15 protein-coding genes are annotated in these 19,875 nt (G+C 66.1%); 6 read left to right on the top strand and 9 right to left on the bottom strand.

From position 1 onward, the window contains the following. Positions 1-47: 47 nt before the first annotated feature. Positions 48-1,358: a lysophospholipid transporter LplT gene (gene lplT, locus M3I56_RS04765; protein ID WP_254352777.1), complete on the bottom strand. Its 1,311-nt coding sequence runs from the start codon at positions 1,356-1,358 to the stop codon at positions 48-50. A 220-nt stretch (positions 1,359-1,578) separates the two neighbouring features. Between lplT and alr the strand changes: the two genes are divergently transcribed. The 3 genes from alr (at position 1,579) to M3I56_RS04750 (ending at position 4,447) form a co-directional block, all read left to right on the top strand. Then, positions 1,579-2,649 (top strand): alanine racemase, encoded by a 1,071-nt coding sequence (gene alr / locus M3I56_RS04760; protein WP_254352776.1) that lies wholly within the window; start codon positions 1,579-1,581, stop codon positions 2,647-2,649. A gap of 16 nt (positions 2,650-2,665) precedes the next feature. After that, positions 2,666-4,042 (top strand): DNA repair protein RadA, encoded by a 1,377-nt coding sequence (radA, locus tag M3I56_RS04755; RefSeq protein ID WP_254352949.1) that lies wholly within the window; start codon positions 2,666-2,668, stop codon positions 4,040-4,042. Positions 4,043-4,183: 141 nt separating this feature from the next. Beyond that, entirely contained in the window at positions 4,184-4,447 is a 264-nt protein-coding gene (locus tag M3I56_RS04750) for a DUF2866 domain-containing protein (protein ID WP_254352775.1), read from the top strand. 66 nt (positions 4,448-4,513) lie between these two features. Here the strand turns inward: M3I56_RS04750 and M3I56_RS04745 are convergent, their stop codons facing one another. Further along, positions 4,514-5,761: a CaiB/BaiF CoA-transferase family protein gene (locus M3I56_RS04745; RefSeq protein WP_254352774.1), complete on the bottom strand. Its 1,248-nt coding sequence runs from the start codon at positions 5,759-5,761 to the stop codon at positions 4,514-4,516. Positions 5,762-5,827: 66 nt separating this feature from the next. Further along, positions 5,828-7,777: an ATP-binding cassette domain-containing protein gene (locus tag M3I56_RS04740; protein ID WP_254352773.1), complete on the bottom strand. Its 1,950-nt coding sequence runs from the start codon at positions 7,775-7,777 to the stop codon at positions 5,828-5,830. Positions 7,778-7,966: 189 nt separating this feature from the next. On the opposite strand from M3I56_RS04740, the gene M3I56_RS04735 reads away from it, so the two are divergent. Beyond that, positions 7,967-8,449, top strand: coding sequence for a glutathione peroxidase (locus M3I56_RS04735; RefSeq protein ID WP_254352772.1), 483 nt, complete (start codon positions 7,967-7,969; stop codon positions 8,447-8,449). A 24-nt stretch (positions 8,450-8,473) separates the two neighbouring features. Here M3I56_RS04735 and cls read toward each other — a convergent pair whose 3' ends face one another. From cls to dapC, 6 genes are all read right to left on the bottom strand, one after another. Next, the gene (cls, locus tag M3I56_RS04730; RefSeq protein WP_254352771.1) at positions 8,474-9,916 is read right to left on the bottom strand and encodes a cardiolipin synthase; all 1,443 of its coding nucleotides are present in this window, start codon (positions 9,914-9,916) and stop codon (positions 8,474-8,476) included. A 176-nt stretch (positions 9,917-10,092) separates the two neighbouring features. Further along, positions 10,093-10,989, bottom strand: a complete 897-nt coding sequence (gene prmB, locus M3I56_RS04725) for a 50S ribosomal protein L3 N(5)-glutamine methyltransferase (RefSeq protein WP_254352770.1) — start codon at positions 10,987-10,989, stop codon at positions 10,093-10,095. Positions 10,990-11,022: 33 nt separating this feature from the next. Further along, on the bottom strand, positions 11,023-12,162 hold the full coding sequence (dapE, locus tag M3I56_RS04720) for a succinyl-diaminopimelate desuccinylase (protein ID WP_254352769.1): 1,140 nt from the start codon (positions 12,160-12,162) through the stop codon (positions 11,023-11,025). Positions 12,163-12,287: 125 nt separating this feature from the next. Next, positions 12,288-12,653, bottom strand: a complete 366-nt coding sequence (locus M3I56_RS04715; protein WP_254352768.1) for an ArsC family reductase — start codon at positions 12,651-12,653, stop codon at positions 12,288-12,290. After that, the gene (dapD, locus tag M3I56_RS04710; protein ID WP_028204072.1) at positions 12,653-13,480 is read right to left on the bottom strand and encodes a 2,3,4,5-tetrahydropyridine-2,6-dicarboxylate N-succinyltransferase; all 828 of its coding nucleotides are present in this window, start codon (positions 13,478-13,480) and stop codon (positions 12,653-12,655) included. Before dapD ends, M3I56_RS04715 begins: the two co-directional genes overlap by 1 nt. An 81-nt stretch (positions 13,481-13,561) precedes the next feature. Then, the gene (dapC, locus tag M3I56_RS04705) at positions 13,562-14,785 is read right to left on the bottom strand and encodes a succinyldiaminopimelate transaminase (protein ID WP_254352767.1); all 1,224 of its coding nucleotides are present in this window, start codon (positions 14,783-14,785) and stop codon (positions 13,562-13,564) included. 298 nt (positions 14,786-15,083) lie between these two features. On the opposite strand from dapC, the gene M3I56_RS04700 reads away from it, so the two are divergent. Together M3I56_RS04700 and smc are read left to right on the top strand one after the other, a co-directional pair. Beyond that, entirely contained in the window at positions 15,084-16,187 is a 1,104-nt protein-coding gene (locus M3I56_RS04700; protein WP_254352766.1) for a DMT family transporter, read from the top strand. 169 nt (positions 16,188-16,356) lie between these two features. After that, positions 16,357-19,875 carry a chromosome segregation protein SMC gene (gene smc / locus M3I56_RS04695; protein ID WP_254352765.1) on the top strand — a complete coding sequence of 1,173 codons (3,519 nt, stop codon included), beginning with the start codon at positions 16,357-16,359 and terminating at the stop codon, positions 19,873-19,875.

The following is a 19,875-nucleotide window of genomic DNA, read 5'->3' as shown; positions in this document are numbered from 1 at the left end:
ATTCAGCAGACGTGGCGGCACGGACGGTGTGCCCACAGGCGCGCCCATCAATGCCTGTGATTTTCGCCGATCAGCGCGACCGAGTCGAACGAGCGTTGATTCGCCTGGTGGCGGCGCATCACGAGCCACATCATCAGACAGACGAACGTGCCGAACAGCACGATCACGATGGTCACCGGCACGTCGAGCCAGACGAGCACGGCGTAGAGGCACAGCATCACGAGCACCGAGAGGTTCTCGTTGAAGTTCTGCACGGCGATGGAGTGGCCGGCGGAGAGCAGCACGTGGCCGCGGTGCTGGAGCAGCGCGTTCATCGGCACGACGAAGAAGCCCGAGAGGCCGCCCACGACCATGAGGAAGAGGTACGCAAAAATCAGGTAGCCGGGAATGCGCATGTGGCCAATATGCAGGCCCCAATGCGGCGGAAAGAGATGGCGCGTGTAGAACGCCATGAGCATGACCGCAAGACCCATGATGATGCCGACCGGCAGCACCGAGAGCGACTTCTTGAGCGGCACGCGCGCGGCCGCGATCATGGCACCGGCCGCCACGCCGACGGCCACCACGGCCTGGAGCACCGCGCCTTCCGAGAGCGACATGCCGAGCGAGACCTCGGCCCACTTGAGCACGATGAATTGCAGCGTCGCTCCGGCACCCCAGAAGAGCGTCGTGACCGCGAGCGAGATCTGGCCGAGCTTGTCGCCCCAGAGCGTGTTGAAGCAGTCGGCGAAATCGGTGATGAGGCGGATGACACCGTGTTGCTGGCGCGGGTAGCGCGCGCCGGTGTCGGGAATGCGCAGATTGAAGAGGGCGGCGATCACGTAAATCACCATGATGACGACCATCGCGGCTTCGGCGGGCGTGCTGATCGCGGCGGGCGTGTGGCGCAGCACATGCGAGGCGATGTGGGGGCTGATCAACGCGCCGCCGAGCACGGTGCCGAGGATGATCGAGCCGACTGTCGTGCCCTCGATCCAGCCGTTGGCGGCGACGAGGCGCTCAGGCGGCAGCAACTCGGTCAGGATGCCATACTTGGCGGGCGAATAAGCCGCCGCGCCGAAACCCACTACGCCATAGGCAAACAAGGGGTGGGTGCCGGCCAGCATCAGGGCGCAGCCCACGACCTTGATCGTGTTCGTGATGAACATCACGCGGCCCTTGGGGCGGGAATCTGCGAAGGCGCCGACGAAGGCGGCAAGAACGACGTAGGAGAGGACGAAGAACAGCTTGAGCAGCGGCGTCATCCAGTTCGGGGCGTGGAGATCTTTCAGCAGTGCAATTGCAGCGATCAGGAGCGCATTGTCGGCCAACGACGAAAAAAACTGCGCGGCCATGATGGTGTAAAAGCCTTTTTTCATCTGATGCGATGCTTTCCTCGCTGCGGTCCGTCCGCCCCGGACGGGTGGGAGGCATCCGGGCTTATTACGTTCGAAATGGGTTGTGCGCAGGGCTTTATATCACGAAAATAGGTGCACTCGGACTAGCACAATCCTTGAGCGCCCGTCAGGCGGGCCTGTCGGGTGCTGAAAACACCCTGTAAGCTCCTGATTCGAAAGCGTCTTTGCGAAAAAATCTCCCATGCCGCGCCCCCTCTCAGCAACGATCCACACCGCCGCACTCGCCAATAACCTCGCCGTCGTCCGCAAGTACGCGCCAAAGTCGAAAATCTGGGCCGTGGTGAAGGCCAACGCCTACGGGCACGGGCTTGCGCGCGCGTTTCCCGGCCTGCGCGCAACCGACGGTTTCGGTCTGCTCGACCTCGAGGAGGCCGTGAAGCTGCGCGAACTCGGCTGGGCCGGGCCGATACTGCTGCTCGAAGGTTTTTTCCGGCCGACCGACATCGACGTGATCGACCGCTACAGCCTCACGACCGTCGTGCACAGCGACGAGCAGATGCGCATGCTCGAAATGGCGCGTCTGTCGAAGCCGGTCAACGTCCAGCTCAAAATGAATAGCGGTATGAACCGGCTCGGCTACACGCCGGAGAAGTATCGCGCCGCATGGGAGCGTGCGCGTGCCTGTGCCGGCATCGGCCAGATCACGCTGATGACGCACTTCGCGGACGCCGACACGCCGCGCGGCGTCGGCGAGCAGATGGCAACGTTCGAGCGCGGCGCGCAAGGCATTGCTGGCGCGCGCAGTCTCGCCAATTCGGCCGCCACGCTCTGGCATCCTTCGACGCACTTCGACTGGGTGCGCCCCGGCATCATTCTTTATGGCGCTTCGCCTTCGGGCTTCGCCTCGGCGCTTGAAGGTACGGGCCTGCAGCCGGCCATGACGCTCGCGTCCGAACTCATCGCCACGCAGCACGTCGCCGAAGGGCAGACCGTTGGCTACGGTTCGATCTTCACGGCGCGCAAGCCCATGCGCATCGGCGTGGTGGCGTGCGGTTATGCCGACGGCTATCCGCGCGTCGCGCCCGAAGGCACGCCCGTGATCGTCGACGGCGTGCTCACGCATGTGGTGGGCCGCGTCTCGATGGACATGCTCACCGTCGACCTCACGCCAGTGCACAGCGCGGGCGTGGGCGCACGCGTGGAGCTGTGGGGCGACAATCTGCCCATCGATGACGTCGCGAAAGCCTGCGGCACGATCGGCTACGAGCTGATGTGCGCCGTTGCGCCGCGTGTTCCCGTGCGGGCCGAATAACGCCATGGCAAAGAGCATGGCGAAGGTCAAGACACTGTATACATGCACCGAATGCGGCGGGCAGGCGCCCAAGTGGCAGGGCCAGTGCCCCGCGTGCGGCGCGTGGAACACGCTGGTGGAAGGCGTTGCCGAAACGGCGAGCTCTCACCGTTTCCAGTCGCTCGCGAAGAGCGCTCCGGTGCGGCGTCTCGCCGATATCGAGGCGTCCGACGTGCCGCGCTTCACGACCGGCGTGGGCGAGTTCGACCGCGTGCTGGGCGGCGGCCTCGTGGCCGGCGGCGTGGTGCTGATCGGCGGTGACCCCGGGATCGGCAAATCGACACTGCTGCTGCAGTCGCTCGCGCAAATCGCGGCCGAGCGTCGCGCGCTTTATGTAAGCGGCGAAGAATCGGCAGCGCAGATCGCGTTGCGCGCGCAACGATTGGCGCTGCTCGATCCCGGCTCCACGGCGAGCGAACTGCAGCTGCTTGCCGAGATCCAGCTCGAAAAGATCCAGGCGACGATCGAGGCCGAGAAGCCCGACGTCGCGGTCATCGACTCGATCCAGACGATCTACTCCGAAGCGCTGACTTCCGCACCCGGCTCGGTTGCGCAGGTGCGCGAGTGCGCGGCGCAGCTCACGCGCATCGCCAAGCAGTCGGGCACGGCGATCATCATGGTCGGCCACGTGACGAAGGAGGGCAACCTCGCGGGGCCGCGGGTGCTCGAGCACATCGTCGATACCGTGCTGTATTTCGAGGGCGACACGCATTCGTCGTTCCGGCTCGTGCGCGCGTTCAAGAACCGCTTCGGCGCGGTTAACGAGCTGGGCGTGTTCGCGATGACCGAGAAGGGGTTGCGCGGCGTGGCGAATCCTTCGGCGCTCTTTCTCTCGCAGCATGAGCAGAGCGTCCCTGGGTCCTGCGTACTCGTGACCCAGGAAGGCTCGCGGCCGCTGCTCGTCGAGGTGCAGGCGCTCGTCGACACGGCGCACGTGCCGAATCCGCGGCGCCTCGCCGTCGGTCTCGAACAAAACCGGCTTGCCATGCTGCTGGCGGTGCTGCATCGCCATGCCGGCATCGCGTGCTTCGATCAGGACGTGTTCCTCAACGCCGTGGGCGGCGTGAAGATCACGGAGCCCGCCGCGGATCTCGCCGTGCTGCTCGCCATTCACTCTTCGATGCGTAACAAGGCGTTGCCCAAGGGTCTGATCGTTTTTGGCGAAGTCGGCCTCGCGGGCGAGATCCGACCCTCGCCGCGCGGCCAGGATCGTCTGAAGGAAGCGGCGAAGCTTGGTTTTTCATGCGCCCTGATTCCCCGCGCCAATGCGCCGAAACAGCCGATCGAAGGTTTACAGGTGATTGCGGTGGAGCGTCTCGAGGAAGCAATCGACCGGGTGCGCGAGCTGGATTGAGCACGCCGCGCACGTGCAGATGGCTTGTACTGGCGCGTAATGATTAGTAACAACCCTGGTTCCGGCTGTAACCATTTCAGACCGCGATTTCCCTATCCTTGGCGCGATGTTCAACCCGTGTCGAGCGGAAAGGATAGCGACTTGAAACAGACTGATACGTCCTTCGGCGGTCGTTCGATCGTCGTGCGCGGCTGCCGGGTGTCCGAGCCGCTCATGCAACCATGGGGTAGTACGTGCCGCATCGTCGAGTGGATCGATGGCGACGGGCGCATTTCGCGCCGCGTCGTGGCGGAAGACGTGACGGCGGCCGAGGTGCGCAGCACCATTGCGCACCACGTGGAAGGCCGCAAGTACGTGATGTACGACGACGAACGGACGCCGCGGCAAACGCTGCCGCGACGCTAAACAAAAATGGGCGCTGCGAAGCGTCCTTTTCATTGTGCTCACGGGTGATGCGGGATACGGCGAGGGCTAGCCCCAGGGGCCGTAAGTGAAGGGCTTTTTGCCGCCAGGCGCGCCCGACGTGCCGGCGCTCTGGCCGGGCTGCGCAGGTTGGCCGGGTTGGACCGGCCGGGCAGGTTGGACGGAATGCGTGCCTTGCGGCTGAGCGCCTGGCTGAAAAGGCGCCGCCTGCATACCGGGCGCGGCCTGCTGCGTTTGCCTCGCGGCCATTTCGTCCATCATGGCTTGCAGCACTTCGGTATTGAAGAGGGGATGGCGCGAAGCCTCGCCCGGCGTGAGGACAGGCGAAACACAGGTGTCGATCGCCTCCAGACGGTCGATCCAGGTCTGCAGCGACTCCGACTCGATGATGGCCGCCAACTCGCGCGTGAGCGCGGCGGCATCCGCGCCGCCGATCGCCTGACCGAGACTCCAGTGGCGCTCGGTCCAGTCGTCGCGGCCGATGGCGTGGCACAGCGTCTGCCAGAACTTCAGCTCGAGTGCGCCGACGGCGAGCCACCGCCCGTCCTGCGTGCGATAGAGGTTGTAGCAGGGCACGCCGCCGTTGAGCAGACCGCCGCCTGGCTGCAGCGCCGCAGCGTCGTCGTTGGCCAGCGCGACCTGGGCGACCACGTTGTGCGCGTAACTCGCGTGCGCCATCGAAACATCGACGAAACGGCCCTCGCCGCCGCGCGCCACATGCCAGAGCGCGGCGAGAATCTGGGTGACCGCGCTGAGTGCGCCGCCAAGCAGGTCGGCAATCTGAAAATTGGGCAGCACGGGCACGCCGTCGCGCGTGGCCAATTGGTCGAGCACGCCCGCATAGGCGACATAGTTGATGTCATGGCCCGGATGGCCGGCGAAAGGGCCGGTCGTGCCGTAGCCCGTGATCGCGCAGTAGACGAGTTTCGGATTGACCTTGTGCAAGGCCTCGTAGCCTACGCCGAGGCGGTCCATTACACCGGGCCGGAAACTTTCGACGAGGACGTCGGCGTCGCGTGCGAGCGCGAACAACACCGAGCGGCCGCTCTCGGTCTTCAAATCGACTCGCGTTTCGCGCTTGCCGCGATTGACGAGACGATAGAACGCACCGGGGCGTGCGGCCACTTCGTCCACCGCGCTTTGCATCATCACGCGTGCCGCGTCGCCCGCACCGGGCGGCTCGATTTTCAGGACATCGGCGCCCATTTCCGCGAGCCGCAAGGTGGCCACGGGCCCGGGCAGAAGGCGGGTCAGATCCAGTACGCGAAGGCCCTGCAATGCGGCGGGTGACGACACTCGTGACTCCCTGGCGAACATACCTGGCGAAAGCGCCTAATGGCGCGATGGTGATTCAGCGCTACGCTAGCCGATCTGCTCGAGTTCCTCGTGCGCATCGAGCCATTCGGCTTCGAGCGTATCGAGGCGCGAGGCGACTTCGGCCTGGCGGCGAATCGCTTCGGTCAGACGGCTCTTCTGCTCCGGCTCGTAGCTCGCCGGGTCGGCGACGAAGGCGTCGAGCGTGCTCTTTTCGCCGTTGAGCGCGTCCATTTCCTTTTCGATTTTGCCGATTTTCGCCTGTAACGGCTTCTTCAGGTGCGCAACCTTCTGGCGCTGCTCCGCTTCCTGGCGGCGCTGTTCCTTGCGATTGACGCCATCGGCGGCACTTGCGCCGTTTTCCGCATTCGCCGTGCCGGAAGCGGCCTCCTTGAGCGCCGCGCGTTGCTCGGCCGCGTGTTGCAGCAGCCAGTCGCGGTAGTCGTCAAGGTCGCCGTCGAACGGCTGCAGACGGTGCTTCGCCACCAGCATGAACTGATCGGTCGTGGCGCGCAGCAAATGCCGGTCGTGCGAAACGAGGATCAGCGTGCCTTCGAACTGCGCGAGCGCCATGGTCAGCGCATGGCGCGTTTCGAGGTCGAGGTGGTTGGTCGGCTCGTCGAGCAGCAGCAGGTTGGGCTTTTGCCAGATGATGAGCGCGAGCGCGAGGCGCGCCTTCTCGCCGCCCGAGAACGGGGCAATGGGCGCCGCGGCCATTTCGCCGGGGAAGTTGAAGCCGCCGAGGAAGTCGCGCAACTCCTGCTCGCGCGTGTCGGGCGCGAGACGCGCGAGATGCTGGAGCGGCGAGTCGTCCGGGCGCAGCGTTTCGAGCTGGTGCTGCGCGAAATAGCCGATTTGCAGGCCCTTGCCCGTGCGCAGCTCGCCGGAGAGCGCCGTGAGTGTGCCCGCGAGCGTCTTGATGAGCGTGGACTTGCCCTGGCCGTTCGCACCGAGCAGGCCGATGCGCTGGCCGTTCTGGATCGAGAGCGTGACGCGCTCGACGATGGGCGTTTCGCTGCCGTCCTCGGCCCGATAGCCGCAGCGCACGTCTTCCATCACGAGCATGGGGTTGGGCGCGGAGTCGGGCGCGCGGAATTCGAACGTGAACGGCGAGCTGGCGTGCGCCGGTGCGATCAGCTCCATCTTTTCCAGCGCCTTCACGCGGCTTTGCGCCTGGCGCGCCTTGGTGGCCTTGGCTTTGAAGCGGTCGATGAAGCTTTGCAGGTGGGCAACGGTGCGCTGCTGCTTTTCATACGCACTTTGCTGCAGCGCCAGTTGTTGCGCACGCAGGATCTCGAACTGCGAGTAATTGCCGCCGTAACGCTTGATCTGCTGGTTCTCCAGATGCAGCGTGACGTTGCAGATCGAGTCGAGGAATTCGCGGTCGTGCGAGATCACGACGAGCGTGCCGGGATAGCGGTGCAGCCAGTCTTCGAGCCAGACGATCGCGTCCAGATCCAGGTGGTTCGTGGGCTCGTCGAGCAGCAGCAGGTCGGAGCGGCACATGAGCGCCTGCGCGAGGTTCAGGCGCATGCGCCAGCCGCCCGAGAAACTCGAGACGCTCTGGCGCGTTTGCTCGAGCGTGAAGCCGAGGCCGAGCAGCAGCGCTTCGGCTCGCGCGGGGGCAGTGTAGCCATCGGCGTCGGCGAAGGCGCCGTGCGCTTCGGCTTCGGCCGCGCCATCGTGCGCCGCCGAAGCCGCGGCGATGCGGGCCTCGATTTCGCGCAGCGCGGCGTCGCCGTCCAGCGCGTAGTCGAGCGCGGTGCGCTCGACGGCCGGGGTTTCCTGCGCGACGTGCGCGATGCGCCAGGACGGCGGCAGCGAGAAGTCGCCGGCGTCGGCGTGCAACTCGCCGCGCAGCACGGCGAACAGGGTCGATTTGCCCGCGCCGTTCGCGCCGATGAGACCGACCTTTTCGCCGGGGTTCAGCGTGAACGACGTCTGTTCGAAAAGCGGCTTGGTGCCGCGGGCAAGACTGAATTGGTTGAAGCGGATCACGACGGCGTCGGCGGGAAGAAACGAAAGAAGGCGCTATTTTAGACCGGGACGCGCAGACCGGGGCGCGTAGACCGGTGCGCGCAGCCTGCGCCGCGCTCCGGCCGGCATTGACCGAACGGCTAGCCGTCTGGTCGAGTGCTAATTGCCCGCTTTCTCACGTAGACTGGCGCTTTTCCACGGGAGAGCCAGATGACATCGATCTATTCGTTTTCGGCGCAACCGCTCGGCGGCGGCGAGCCGCTGAGCCTCGAGCGCTACACGGGCAAGGTGCTCCTGATCGTCAATACCGCGAGCGAGTGCGGATTCACGCCGCAGTACGCGGGCCTGCAAAAGCTCCACGACCAGTACGCCGCGCGCGGGCTTGCGGTGCTCGGCTTTCCGTGCAACCAGTTCGGCAAGCAGGAACCCGGCGACGCCGCGCAGATCGGCAGCTTCTGCGAGAAGAACTACGGCGTCACGTTCCCGATGTTCGAAAAGATCGACGTGAACGGGGCGAACGCGCATCCGCTGTATCGCTGGCTCACGGGCGAGGCGCCGGGGCTGCTCGGGCTCGGAGGCATCAAGTGGAATTTCACGAAGTTTCTGGTCGACCGCAACGGCGGCGTGGTGAAGCGCTATGCGCCCATGACGAAACCCGAGGCCATCGCAGCGGACATCGAAAAGCAGCTCTGAGCGCAGCCGGGCGACACAGGCGCGCTAGAGAATCGGCGCGAAGAGCCGCGCGAGATGCATCGTGATCTTGCGCCACGCGGGCGCGTCGCGATACTCGCTGCGATCGATCTCGAACGCCTGTTCGAAGTCGCGCAGCAGCATCGCTTCGACTTCGGCCGCGAAGCCGCGATGCACGGTCAGCACCATGATCTCGAAGTTCAGGCGAAACGACCGGTTATCCAGATTCGCGCTGCCGATGGCCGCAGCCACGTCGTCGATCAGCACGACCTTCTGGTGCAAAAACCCGGGCTTGTAGCGAAAGATGCGGATGCCCGCGCGCACCGCGTCGAAGGCGTACAGCATCGATGCCTCGAAGACCACGTAATGGTCGCGCCGGCTCGGGATCATGATGCGCACGTCCACGCCGCGCAGCGCTGCGAGGCGCAGGGCCGAAAACACGGCTTCGTCGGGCACGAGGTAGGGCGTCGTGATCCAGAGGCGTTTTTTCGCGGCGTTGATCGCCTCGACGAAGAAGAGCGAGCAGGTCTCCTGGCGGTCCGCCGGCCCCGTGGGCAGGACGAGGCAATACATGTCGTCGCCGTCCTGCGGCACGACCGTGGGCGGCTCGCAGCCGGGCAACTGCTGGGTGGCCCAGTACCAGTCCTCGGTGAAGGCGAACTGCACGTTGGCGACCGCCGGTCCGCGCAGTTCGATATGCGTGTCGCGCCACGGAGAGAGGCGCGCGTTCGCGCCCAGGTATTCGATGCCCACGTTGTGGCCGCCCACGAACGCGTGCTGGCCGTCCACCACGACGATCTTGCGGTGGTTGCGGAAATTGAGCTGGAAGCGATTCACGAAGTGGCGCTTCGTGGAGAACGGGTGCACTTCCACGCCGCCGTCCTGCAACTCGTGCACGTAGCTGGCGGGCAGGTCGAACGAGCCGATGCTGTCGTACAGGAAGTACACGCGCACGCCGCGTCTGCTGCAGTCGAGCAGCACGTCCTTGAGCATGTCGCCGAGCGCGTCGGCTCGCACGATGAAGAACTGCACGATCACGTAGTGCCGGGCTTGCTCGATCGCATCGAAAATGGCGGAGAAGGTCGCTTCGCCATTCACGAGCGTGCGCACCGCGTTGCCCGGCACGAGCGGCATCCCGCCCAGGCGCGCGAACGTGCGGATCACGCGTACGCCCAGTTCGTCGGCAGGCCATTCGCCCGTGGAGACGAGTTTGTCCCATTCGGGCGCGTGGGCGCGTGAGCGCAAGGTTTCGTTGCGCAGGCGCCTCGCGTCCGCATAGCCCGCGAACTTGCTGCGGCCGAGAAAGAGATACGGGACGAGCGTGAGGTAGGGCATCGTCGCGAGCGAGACGGCCCAGGCAATCGCGCCTTGCGAGGTGCGCGTGTTGAGGATGGCGTGGCACGCTGCGATCAGTCCGAGCAGATGGATGATCGCGAGCAGCGTGCCGAGGTGTGACCAGTCGAATCGCATAGATGCGTGGGACGCTCCTTCAGCCGGACGCAGGACCGGCCTACGCCGGAAAGCGCACGGCCGGAGGGCTCAATCTTACCGAACCCGCTGCGGCGACGGCTATCGTTCCGATCCTGCGAGCAGCGAGACACGGCGCACGGGCGCCGCGGCTCGCCGGGACAAGACGGGCAGGACGCTCAAACCGGCAGGTCGCAGGCCTGAATCAGGAAAACCTGATCGTCGCCGCCGCTCGTCGAGAGCCAGACGAGATCGAGGCCGCCGAACGCCGCTTCCACGTTCTCGCGCTCGTTGCCGATCTCGACCACCAGCACACCGTCGTCGGTGAGCCAGTTGCGTGCGTCCTTGATGATGCGGCGCACGATGTCCATGCCGTCCGCGCCGCCCGCGAGCGCGATTTCCGGCTCGTGACGGTACTCGGGCGGCAGCGCCTGCATCGAGTCGGCGTTCACGTACGGCGGGTTCGTGATGATCACGTCGTAGCGGCGCTCGGGCAGCGGCGCGTACAGGTCGCCTTCGAAGAGGGCGATGCGCTCGTCGAGATCGTGTTCGTGCACGTTGCGCCGCGCGACTTCGAGGGCGGGCGCGGACAGATCGACGGCGTCGATGTCGGCATTCGGGAACGCGTGCGCCGCAAGAATCGCAAGGCTAGCCGAGCCGGTGCAGAGCTCCAGCACCGCGCCGACCTGCTCGGGATCTTCCACGTAGGGCTGCAGGCCGTCTGCGAGCAGCTCGCCAATGAACGAGCGCGGCACGATGACGCGCTCATCCACGTAGAAGCGCAGGCCGTGCATCCACGCTTCCTGCGTGATGTAAGCGGCGGGTACGCGATCGGTCGCGCGGCGCTCGATCACGCCGAGCACCGTGTCGATTTCCTCGCTCGTGAGGCGCGCGTCGAGAAATGGGTCGAGCAGGTCGAGCGGCAAGTGCAGCGTGTGCAGGATCAGGTACGCGGCTTCGTCGTAGGCGTTGTTCGAGCCGTGGCCGAACGCGAGTTGCGCGGCCGAAAAGCGCGAGACACCGTAGCGCAGCAGGTCGCGAACGGTGGCGAAGGTAGCAGCGAGCGGATGGGTCATGTTCTGGACTCCAGAGCGTGTTCGGTTGGCCGGTCAGGCGATCAGCTGTTCGAGCACGCGGCGATAGACGTTCTTGAGCGGATCGATGAATTTCACTTCGATATGCTCATCGATCTTGTGGATGCTGGCGTTCGGCGGCCCGAACTCCACCACCTGCTCGCACATACGCGCGATGAAGCGGCCATCGGACGTGCCCCCCGTGGTCGACAGTTCGGTCGTGACGCCGGTTTCGTCGTGGATCGCTTTTCCGAGCGCGTCCGAGAGCGCGCCGCGCGGCGTCAGGAAGGGCAGGCCGCTCACGCTCCAGTGCAGGTCGTATTCGAGGCCGTGCTTGTCGAGGATCGCGTGCACGCGCTGTTGCAGGCCTTCCACCGTGCTCGCGGTCGAGAAGCGGAAGTTGAACATCACATCGGCGTGGCCCGGAATCACGTTGCTCGCGCCGGTGCCGCTGTGCAGGTTCGACACCTGCCACGTGGTGGGCGGGAAGTACTCGTTGCCGTCGTCCCACTTTTCGGCGACGAGTTCGGCGAGCGCGGGCGCCAGCAGGTGCACCGGGTTCTTCGCGAGATGCGGATAGGCGATATGCCCCTGCACACCCTTCACGATGAGCTTGCCCGACATCGAGCCGCGGCGGCCGTTCTTCACGCAGTCGCCGAGCGTATGCGTCGAAGTCGGCTCGCCCACGATGCAGTAATCCATTTTCTCACCGCGCGCCTGCAGCGCCTCGACGACCTTCACGGTGCCATCGGTGGCCGGGCCTTCTTCGTCGCTCGTGATGAGGAACGCGATGGCGCCGCGATGCTGCGGCTGCGCCGCCACGAACTCTTCGCTCGCCACCACGAAGGCCGCGAGCGAAGTCTTCATATCGGCGGCGCCGCGGCCATAGAGAATGCCGTCGCGATGCGAGGGCTGGAACGGCGGCGAACTCCATTGCTCGATGGGGCCGGTGGGCACGACGTCGGTGTGGCCCGCGAAGGCGAGCAGCGGGCCTTGCGCGCCTGCGGTGCCGCGCTTGACGGCCCACAGGTTGGTTACGCCGTTGGATTCGATCGTTTCGCACGCGAAGCCGAGCGCGCTGAGGCGTTCGGTCATGATGCGCTGGCAGTGCTGGTCGTCGGGCGTGACGGACGCGCGCGCGATCAGGGATTCGGTAAGGGCGAGGGTGGCGGACATAAAAAGACCACGTTCAATAAAAATGCCGGCGCCGCTGACGGAGCAGGGGCCGGCAACAACTTGTCATGACCGTGCGCGCCCGACTTGCCATGGAGCCGTTCAGGCGCACCGGTCTCATGCGGCGCTCAAGCGAACAGCTCCGCATACTGGTCGGCGGAAAAGCCGAGCGTCTTCACGCGGCCGTTCACCACAACGACGGGCCGCTTGATGATCGACGGCTTGTGGATCATCAGCGCGATCGCGCCGGTGGTCGTGTCGGCTTCGGCCTTGTGCACGTCCGACAGGCCGCGCCAGGTCGTGCCGCGCTTGTTGATCAGCTGATCGAGCGAGACGTCCTTGAGCCAGTCCTGGACGAGCGCATTCGAGACGCCCGCCTTCTTGAAGTCGTGAAACTCGAACTCGACGCCGTGCTCTTCGAGCCACACACGGGCCTTCTTCACGGTGTCGCAGTTCGGAATGCCGTAGACAACGGTCTTGGCGGACTTCGCCATCAGTCGCCTCGCAGCAGCTCGTTCAGGCCGACCTTCGCGCGTGTTTTCGCGTCGACCTTCTTGACGATCACGGCGCAGTACAGGCTGTGCGAGCCGTCCTTCGAGGGCAGGTTGCCCGCGACCACGACCGAGCCCGCCGGAATGCGGCCATACGAGACTTCGCCGGTTTCGCGGTCGTAAATCTTGGTCGACTGGCCGAGGTACACGCCCATCGAGATGACCGAGTTCTCTTCGACGATCACGCCTTCCACGACTTCCGAGCGCGCGCCGATGAAGCAGTTGTCTTCGATGATGACCGGGTTGGCCTGCAGCGGCTCCAGCACGCCGCCGATGCCGACGCCGCCCGAGAGGTGCACGTTCTTGCCAATCTGCGCGCACGAACCGACCGTGGCCCACGTATCGACCATCGTGCCTTCATCGACATACGCGCCGATGTTGGTGTACGACGGCATCAGCACGACGTTCTTCGCGATGAACGAGCCACGGCGCGCGATGGCCGGCGGCACCACGCGGAAGCCGCCCGCGGCGAAGTCTTCGGCCGTGTAATTGGCGAACTTCGAGGGCACCTTGTCGTAGAACTGGCTGTAGCCGCCGGCGGGCATCGGTGCGTTGTCTTCCAGGCGGAACGACAGCAGCACGGCCTTCTTCACCCATTGGTTGACGACCCAGTCGCCGTCCTTCTTCTCGGCGCAGCGCAGCGCGCCTTTGTCCAGCTCGGCGATGACGTGGGCGACGGCTTCGCGCACGTCGTTCGGGGCCGACTTGGGCGAGAAGTCGGCGCGGTTTTCCCAGGCGGTGTCGATGATCTGCTGAAGTTGTTGCGACATGGTGGTGATTTCGTGAGATTGATGGTTGAAAGCGGTGTTGCGCGCCGCGAGGTGCAGGACCCCGGCGCGCACGCAAAGGCTTTACGGTTTGAGCGAGCGGCAGAACTCGACGATGCGCTGCGCGCCCTCGATGCACTCCTCGACGTCGGCGACGAGCGCCATGCGCACGAAGTCTTTACCCGGATTCGTGCCATGCGCCTCGCGCGCGAGGAACGAGCCGGGCAGGACCGTCACATTATAGTCGGCGTAGAGACGCTGGGCGAACGCGGTGTCCGTGAGGCCGGTGCGCGCGACGTTGGCCCACAGATAGAACGCCGCGTCGGGCAATTTCACGTCGAGCACGTCAGCGAGCATCGGCGTGACGGTCGAGAACTTCCGCACGTACTTCGCGCGGTTTTCGCGCACGTGCGCCTCGTCGCCCCAGGCCGCGATGCTGGCGGACTGCCACACGGGCGACATGGCCGAGCCGTGATAGGTGCGGTACAGCAGGAACTGCCTGAGGATGGCGGCGTCCCCGGCTACGAAGCCCGAGCGCATGCCCGGCGCGTTCGAGCGCTTCGACAGGCTCGACAGCATCACGAGGCGCTCGAAGCCGCGGCCCAGCTTGTGCGCCGCTTCGAGACCGCCGAGCGGCGGCGCGGCTTCGTCGAAGTAGATTTCCGAGTAGCACTCGTCCGAGGCGATCACGAAGCCGTAGCGGTCGGAGAGCGCGAACAGCTCGCGCCAGTCGTCGAGCGTGATCACGGCACCCGTGGGATTGCCCGGCGAGCACACGTACAGCAGCTGCGTGCGGGCCCAGACTTCTTCGGGAACCTGCGAATAGTCGCAGGCGAAGTTGCGGGCCGGATCGCTGTTCACGAAGTACGGCTCGCCGCCGCCCAGCAGCGCGGCGCCTTCGTAGATCTGGTAGAAAGGGTTCGGGCAGAGTACGATCGCCCGCTTTGCCGGGTCTTTCACGCCCGCTGTCGGGTCGATCACGGCCTGCGCAAGCGCGAACAGCGCCTCGCGCGAGCCCGAGACGGGCAGGATTTCCGTATTCGCATCGATGGCCGGCAGCCCATAGCGCGCCTTCACCCAGTTTGCAATCGACTCGCGCAGCGCCGGGGTGCCCGCCGTGGCCGGGTACGACGAAAGGCCGTCGAGCGAAGCGACGATGGCGTCGCGGATCAGCGCCGGAGTGGGGTGTTTCGGCTCGCCGATCCCGAAGCTGATGTGGCGCAGGTCGGCGTTCGGCGTGACGTCCTTGAAGAGCACGCGCAGCTTTTCGAAGGGATAGGACTGAAGGGTGTCGAGTAGCGGATTCACTTGGGGCTGGACAGGCGTGGGCGAAAGACGGATGGCGTGGCGCGCAGGATCGGAGTGGCCACTGCGGGCCGGCGAGCCAGTTGCACCGCGCTGGGCGAAAAACGCGGATACGCGGCGCGGCCCTGCGGCTGCAAGCGGTCGATTATAGCGTGGCGCCGCTGCTGCTGCGGGCGCCGGTCCGATCCCGCCCTGGTGCCGCCCGTGCTTGCCGGGCAACGAAATAAAGGAAAAGCATGAAATTTTCGAATGACGACGCGCGTGCTGCGAACGCGCGGCCACGACAAGGGAAGCCCAGGCTATGAGCCAGAGCACGGGCTTGCGCGCCGCCTGGCCGACGCTTGCCATCATGGTTGGCGCGTCCGTCTGGGGTTTTGTCTGGTATCCGCTGCGCATGCTGGCGGCCGCGGGGCTCACCGGAACGGCTTCCAGCGCTGCGACGAGCGCGGCCGGCTGCCTCTTCGTGCTGGTGCTGCGCTGGCGTTCGCTCGCGACCGTGCGCTGGCACTGGGTGCTGCCGATGCTCGGACTCGCCGCGGGCGTGACGAACGTCGGTTTCGTGTGGGGCGCGATCCACGGCGAAGTGATGCGCGTGCTGCTGCTCTTCTATCTGACCCCGGCGTGGACGGCGATTTTCGCGCACTTCATCCTGCACGAGCGCCTGAACTGGGCGGGCGGCGCGCTTTCGGCGCTTTCGCTGCTGGGTGCGGTGCTGATGCTCTGGTCGCCGCAGCTCGGTGTGCCGCTGCCCGCCAACGCGGCCGAATGGGCGGGTCTTATCGGCGGCATGGGTTTCGCGATGAGCAACGTGCTCGTCGTGAAGACGAGCCGCGTGCTGCCGCACATGAAGCCGGAGATGCGCACCGCCGTGATCTTCGCGGGCGCGGCGCTGTTCGGCGCGCTGACCTCCTGTTTCGAGCCGATGTCGGCCGCGCCGGCGGGCGAGCATCTCGCACGCGTCGTGCTGCTCGTGCTCGCGCTCGGCGTCGTGCTCGGCAGCAACAACATGCTCGTGCAGTACGGGCTTGCCCGCGTGCCGGCGAACCGTGCCTCGATCATCATGCTGTTCGAGATCGTCGTGACGGCGCTCACGTCGTGGCTCTTCGCCGGTGAGACGCCGGGCCCGCGCGAATGGGCTGGCGGTGCGTGCATCGTGCTTGCTTCCCTGCTGTCGAGCTGGGTGCACCGGCAGCAGGACGCGCGCAAGGGCGGCGCGCACGCGAGCGCCGATGCGAGCATCATGACCCACGCCGACGCCAGCCGCACCGATGACGCGGACGACGCCGACAGCAACGGCCCCGGCGGCGACGATGGCAACGGCGGCGGCAACGGCGATGGCAGCGTAGGCGGCGCCACGGGGCCAGGGCCTTCCCGCGCGCGGAATGGCGCGCGTGCGATGGTATGATTGCCGCTGATTCCCGCCGGCCGCACGCGCGCATGCGCGTTCGTACGGCGAGCCGTAGCGGCTGCCCAGTGCGCACTCCGCCGTCGCGCGATCGATACCGGATGCGCGGCGGCAAGCGACGTACGGCACGGGCGGTCCCGTTCACCACTATTCCAACAGCGATATCGCCGTGCGTCTGACTTCGATTAAACTCGCTGGCTTCAAATCATTCGTCGATCCCACGCATTTCCAGGTTCCGGGCCAACTCGTCGGGGTGGTCGGGCCAAACGGCTGTGGGAAATCCAACATCATCGACGCGGTGCGCTGGGTGCTGGGTGAATCCCGGGCGTCCGAGCTGCGCGGCGAGTCGATGCAGGACGTCATCTTCAACGGTTCCACCGCGCGCAAGCCGGGCAGCCGCGCGAGCGTCGAACTGGTGTTCGACAACGCGGATGGCCGCGCCGCCGGGCAGTGGGGCCAGTATGCCGAGATCGCCGTGAAGCGCGTGCTCACGCGCGACGGCACGTCGAGCTACTACATCAACAACCTCCCGGCTCGCCGGCGCGATATCCAGGACATTTTCCTGGGTACGGGCCTCGGCCCGCGCGCCTACGCGATCATCGGGCAGGGCATGATCGCGCGGATCATCGAGGCGAAGCCCGAAGAACTGCGCGTGTTCCTCGAAGAAGCCGCGGGCGTTTCGAAATACAAGGAACGCCGGCGCGAGACCGAGAATCGTCTGCACGACACGCGCGAGAACCTCACGCGCGTCGAGGACATCGTGCGCGAGCTGTCCAGCAACCTCGAAAAGCTCGAGGGCCAGGCGATCGTTGCCACGAAATACCGCGAGCTGCAGTCCGAGGGCGAGGAAAAGCAGCGCCTCCTGTGGCTCTTGCGCAAGAACGAGGCAGCGGGCGAGCAGCAACGCCAGCAGCGTGCGATCGAGCAGGCGCAGATCGACCTGGAGCGCCATACCGCGCAGCTGCGCGAAGTGGAAGCGCAGCTCGAAACGCTGCGCGTGGCCCACTACTCGGCAAGCGACGCCATGCAGGGCGCGCAGGGCTCGCTTTACGAAGCGAACGCCGAGGTGAGCCGCCTCGAGGCCGAGATCAAGTTCATCGTTGAGTCGCGCAATCGCGTGCAGGCGCAGATCGCCGCGCTCACCGCGCAGCGCGAGCAATGGCAGGTCCAGGCGCAGAAGGCGCAGGACGATATCGAAGACGCCGAAGAACAACTGGCGATCGCCGAGGAAAAGGCAGCGCTGGCCGAGGAAGATGCGGCGGCGAAGCAGGAAGCGCTGCCCGCGCTCGAAAACCGCTGGCGCGACGCGCAGGCGCAACTGAACGACGAGCGCGCGGGCATCGCGCGCACCGAGCAGGCGATCAAGCTCGAAGCCGCGCATCAACGCAACGCCGACCAGATGCTCCAGCAGCTTCAGCAGCGCCACGAGCGTCTGAAGTCGGAGGAAGGCGGCCTCGACGCGCCGGACGAAGCCCAGCTCGAAGAGCTGCGCATGCAGCTGGCCGAGCAGGAGGAAGTCCTTCACGAAGCGCAGGCGCGCCTCGCCGACGCGCAGGAAACGGCGCCGCGCCTCGACGCGGAACGCCGCGCGGCGCACGAGCGCGTGCAGGCGGAAAACGCACAGATCCACCAGTTCGAAGCCCGCCTCGCTGCACTCAAGCAGTTGCAGGAAAGCGTGCAGACGGAAGGCAAGATCCAGCCGTGGCTCGAACGTCACGAACTGGGCGCGTTGCCGCGGCTGTGGAAGAAGCTGCACGTCGAAGCGGGTTGGGAAACGGCGCTCGAATCGGTGCTGCGCGAGCGGCTCGCCGCGCTCGAGGTGTCGAACCTCGACTGGGTGAAGGCATTCGCGAGCGACGCTCCGCCCGCAAAGCTCGCGTTCTATTCGCCGCCGGCCGCGGGTCAGGCGAGCGCTGCGGCCGCGGGCCTTACGCCGCTGCTCTCGCTCGTGCGGATCGACGATGCGGGCTTGCGCGCGGTGCTCACCGAATGGCTCGGCTCGACCTACGTCGCGGGCGATCTCGCCGAGGCGCTCGCCCAGCGCGCGCAATTACCCGGCAGCGGCGCGTTCGTCGTGAAGGCCGGTCATATGGTGACGCGCGTGGGTGTGCAGCTGTACGCCGCCGACACCGAGCAGGCCGGCATGCTCGCGCGTCAGCAGGAAATCGAGAATCTCGAGCGCCAGGTGCGCGCCCAGACGCTGCTCGCCGACGAGGCACGCACGGCTGTCGTGCGCGCGGAAGCGGCGCACACACAGGCGGCCCAGGTGCTCACGGATGTGCGCCAGCAGGCCGAGCGCGCGACCCAGCGCGTGCACGCGCTGCAAATGGATGTGCTCAAGCTGACCCAGGCGCATGAGCGCTACACGGCGCGCAGTACGCAGATCCGCGAAGAACTCGACGAGATTCGCACGCAGATCGAAGAGCAGCGCGCGTTGCGCGCGGAGTCGGAAGCGAACTTCGAGCGCCACGATGTGGAACTCGCCGAACTGCAGGCCCGCTTCGAGGACAACCAGCTCGCCTTCGAGGCGCTCGACGAGGAACTCGGCGCGGCTCGTAATGAGGCGCGCGACCTCGAACGCGCGGCGGCCGACGCGCGCTTTGCCGCGCGCAACATGGCGAACCGCATCGAAGAGTTGAAGCGCAACATTCAGGTCGCGCACGACCAGAGCGAACGCGTGTCCGCGTCGCTCGAAGACGCGCGCGCCGAACTGGAAACGATCAACGAACAGACCGCGCACACCGGCCTGCAGGACGCGCTGGAAATTCGCGCGCAGAAGGAAGACACGCTGCGCGCCGCGCGCGCCGAACTCGACGACCTGAGCGCCAAGCTACGCGCCGCCGACGAAACGCGCCTCGCCGCGGAACGCGCGCTGCAGCCGTTGCGCGACCGCATCACCGAACTTCAGCTGAAGGAGCAGGCCGCGCGCCTGAACGGCGAGCAGTTCGTCGAGCAACTGCAGGCCGCTGGCGTCGACGAGGCCGCGCTGCAGGAAAAGCTCACGGCCGATATGAAGCCGTCGTATCTGCAAGGCGAGGTCACGCGCATCAACAACGCGATCGCGGCGCTTGGGCCCGTGAACATGGCCGCGCTCGACGAGCTGGCCGCGGCGAAGGAGCGCAAGACCTTCCTCGACGCGCAGTCGGCCGACCTCACGAGCGCGATCGAAACGCTCGAAGACGCGATCCGCAAGATCGACCAGGAAACGCGCACGCTGCTGCAGGGCACGTTCGACGAAGTGAACCGTCATTTCGGCGAGCTGTTCCCGCGCCTGTTCGGTGGTGGTCAGGCGAAGCTCATCATGACCGGCGACGAGATTCTCGACGCCGGCGTGCAGGTGATGGCGCAACCGCCCGGGAAGAAGAATTCGACGATTCACCTGCTCTCCGGCGGCGAGAAAGCACTCACGGCCACGGCCCTCGTGTTCGCGATGTTCCAGCTCAACCCGGCGCCGTTCTGTTTGCTCGACGAAGTGGACGCGCCGCTCGACGACGCGAACACCGAGCGCTTCGCGAACCTTGTTCGCGCGATGTCGGACAAAACACAGTTCCTGTTCATTTCGCACAACAAGATCGCCATGGAGATGGCGCAGCAGCTCATTGGCGTGACGATGCAGGAGCAGGGCGTTTCGCGCATCGTCGCGGTCGACATGGAAACTGCGGCGGGTTTCGCCCAGAATACGGTCTAA

This window comes from Paraburkholderia sp. CNPSo 3281 (assembly GCF_024206515.1).
Lineage (GTDB): Bacteria > Pseudomonadota > Gammaproteobacteria > Burkholderiales > Burkholderiaceae > Paraburkholderia > Paraburkholderia nodosa.
The sequence above is the reverse complement of the archived record's forward strand: the minus strand, read 5'-3'. Positions and strand labels throughout refer to the sequence as shown.